The sequence below is a fragment of the Catenulispora pinistramenti genome, assembly GCF_018274385.1.
GTDB classification, from domain to species: domain Bacteria; phylum Actinomycetota; class Actinomycetes; order Streptomycetales; family Catenulisporaceae; genus Catenulispora; species Catenulispora pinistramenti.
Window position 1 is genome coordinate 1 of sequence record NZ_JAAFYZ010000423.1, and the last position, 3,417, is coordinate 3,417.

Sequence of the window (3,417 nt, forward strand, 5' to 3'; positions counted from 1 at the left end):
GCCCCGAATCGCCCCTCCCTCAGCCCCGAATCGCCTCGACGATGCTGAACACCGCCAGCGCCCCCATGATCGCCGCCGCGACCCGGGTGACCACCGTGAGCGGCACCACCTTCAGCAGCCCGCGCCCGCCGACGATCGCCAGCCCGGCCACCGCCCACAGGCCGAGCGTGGCGCCGATCCCGACGGAGATCGGGTCGTGGTACTTCGCCGCGAGGTTGGCGGTGACGATCTGCGTGAGATCCCCGAACTCGGCGACCAGGATCACCCCGAAGCTCATCCCGGCGACCCGCCGGAACGTCGCGGGCTTGTCGCCCTTGAGCTCCAGCTCCTCGTCCTCCTCTTCCTCGTGGCGTCCGCGCAAGAGCAGGATCGCGCCCATCAGGAACAGCGCACCGACCACCGCGTGCAGTACGCGGCCGGGCAGCAGGGTGAGCAGGCTTCCGGCGGCGATGGCGAGCACCACGTGCACGAAGAAGGCCGCGGCGGTGCCGACGAAGACGTGCAGGGGTTTATAGCGGGTGCCGAGGACCAGGGAGGCCAGGGCCGTCTTGTCCGGCAACTCGGCCAGGAAGACGACACCGAAGACGGTCAGGATGACGAGCAGATCCACGATGTGCGAGTCCTTCGGATCGGGCCGCATCCGAGGTCCCGATTCCGGGGAGGCTTCGGCGCGGCAGCGTTCGCTGCTGGGCCGAAGGTCTTGCTCAACACCCTCGCGGGCATCCCGGGGGCCGGGCCCGAGGCGGGCCAGTATGTCGACGTCCCGGCGTAGGAGCTACTCCCCTTCGCGTGCCTCCCAGGCTAGCAGCCCTGCTCGCCGCCCTCCTGCGCCCGCCGATCGCCTCCACGCCAGCCGCAGCCATACATCCGATCTATAGCCCTTATGGGGTTCTTGGTGGCCGTGCTGACCGAACCCTTGTCCGTCAGTCATCCGATGACTACCCTCCACCTCGTGACCAACGACCATGAACCGCTCGGCTTCGCCCGCCGCAATCTGCTGCGCGGTGCCGCGGTCGGCCTGATGACCGCTGCCATTCCCGTCTCGGCTCTGCAGAGCGCGATGGCCTCCACGACTTCGACTGATCCGACGACCTCCACGCCGTCCGCGCACCCCGGCTCCGGTGCGCCGCGCTGCATCACCAACACCATGGACGACGACAGCGCCTGGGCCGCGTTCCTCGGCCGGCAGGATCTGGTGTGGCAGAACGTCCCCACCTCCTGGGACGAGGGCCCGTTCCTCGGCAACGGGCGTCAGGCAACGCTTCTCTATCGCGATGACTCGGCAGGTTCGAACGCGGGTTCAACTACGGGTTCAACTGCGGATTTCCCTTCCGGTTCGCCTGCGGGTTCCCCTTCCGGCTCGCCTGGGCGGTTGCGACTGGAGGTCTGCCACAGCGAGGTCCAGGACCACCGTCCCGAGTACTGGCCCACGTTCGGCCTGGCGCGACTCCCGGTCGGCTACTTCGATCTGATCACCACGGGCACGGTGACCGGCGTCGACTGGCGGCTTTCGCTGTGGGATTCGACCTTGAGCGGGACGATCACGACCACCACGGGCACGATCGGGTTGCGGCTGCTGATCCACGACCAGCGGGGCGTGATGATCGCAGAGCTCTCACCCAGTGCCGGCGAACGGGCCGCGACGTGGGAGTTTCACGCGCTGCGCGCCGTGGCGGACCGTGCCGATCCCGCGTGGAAGAAGCCGCTTCCCCCGGGCTACCTCGACCACCCCAACCCCGAGGCCGTGCTCACCAGCGACGGTGACATCGAACTCTGCGTTCAGGAAATGCTGGCCGGCGGCCAGACGGTCACCGCTTGGCGTCAGACCTCTCGTGCCGGTACCAGCACTTTGTACTGCGCGACCGCACATTCGTACCCTGAGTCAGCAGCACAGGGCACTGCGACGCGTCAGGTTCGCCAGGCGGCTTCCGCCTCACGATCGGCTCTCGCTCGTGAGCACGAACAAGCCTGGCACGCCTTCTACCGCAAGAGTTTCCTGTCCATCCCGGACGCCCGGCTGGAGAGCTTCTACTGGATCCAGCTCTACAAAATCAACGCGGGGACCCGGTACGACGCCCCGATCATGGCCACCACCGGCCCCTGGTACATCGCGACCCGCTGGCCGTGCGTGTGGTGGGACATGAACGCCCAGGTCGAGTACCTGCTCATCCACGGTTCCAACCACCTGGAACTGGACGCGCTCACCGGCACGTTCCGCGACAACCAGGCGAACCTGATCGCCCAGGTCGGTTCGGCCTACCGGGACGACAGCGCCGCCCTGGTACGCACCACGGACCGGTTCCTGGACGGCGGCCTCACGCCGGTTCCCATCCCCGGCGACACCAGCGCCCCGGCCGGCTTCGAGCAGGAGATCGGCGACCTGCTGTGGGCGACCTTCTGCGTCTGGCTGTCCTGGCGCCACAGCATGGACCGTCACCGCCTGGCCGACACGGTCTACCCGATACTTCGCAGGGCAGTGAATTACTATCTCCACTTCCTGACACCCGGCCCCGACGGCGACTACCACCTGCCCGCCACCTACTACCCGGAGCACATGTTCATCGCGGATTGCAGCTACGACCTGGAGCTACTGCGCTGGGGCCTCGGTGCGCTGCTGGACGCGATCTCGCGCCTGGGCGTCCCGGACGCGCGGGCGGGGGAGTACCGCGAAACACTGGCACGCCTGGCACCACAGACCTCGGATCCGATCACCGGCCTGAACATCGCCCCGGACTTCCCGCTACCCGGTTCCCAGGCCGGCTACAACTACCTGCTGGCGATCTGGCCCCTGTACACGCTCACCTGGGATCAACCGGAACATCGAGAGCTGATACGCACCTCACTGGAGTACTTCTGGAAGGACCGCTCCAACTGGCTCGGCTTCACGTACGCCGGCGCCGCGTCCCAGGCTGCACTGATGGGCATGGGGGACCAGGCGCTGGAGTTCCTCCACGAGCAGTGGTCGTCGAAGGTGCCGGTCACCGCCAACACCATGTACGCCGAAAGCCTCGCGCCGGTCATCGAGAGCCCGCTGGGCGCCGCACGTGGATTGCAGGACATGCTCTGCCAGAGCTGGGGCGGCATCATCAGGATCTTCCCCGCGGTACCGACCACGTGGCCTGATGTAACAATCCACGACTTCCTGACCGAAGGCGCCTTCCACCTCTCCGCCGTCCGCACCAACGGCACCACCCGCTGGATCCGCCTCCGCAGCCTCGCCGGCGAGCCCCTACTCCTGCGCGCCGGAATCGCCGGCCCCGTCGACGTCACCGCCCTGCACACCGGCCACCCGATCACCTGGGACCAGCTCGACAACGAGACCATCCGCATCCACGCACGCGCCGGCGACGAGGTGCTCATCCGCCCCGCTGAGAGCACGGATCCACTGGTCATCGCCCCTGTCGCCCCCTCTGCCCC

General features: G+C 67.9%; 2 protein-coding genes. One reads left to right on the plus strand and one right to left on the minus strand.

The window, feature by feature from the left end; genetic code table 11:
• Nucleotides 1-19 precede the first annotated feature (19 nt).
• Entirely contained in the window at nucleotides 20-613 is a 594-nt protein-coding gene (locus KGQ19_RS48070; protein ID WP_413563307.1) for a TMEM165/GDT1 family protein, read from the minus strand.
• A 339-nt stretch (nucleotides 614-952) separates the two neighbouring features.
• Between KGQ19_RS48070 and KGQ19_RS48075 the strand changes: the two genes are divergently transcribed.
• The coding region (locus KGQ19_RS48075; RefSeq protein ID WP_212022268.1) for a glycosyl hydrolase family 95 catalytic domain-containing protein at nucleotides 953-3,417 on the plus strand (2,465 nt) is incomplete at its 3' end.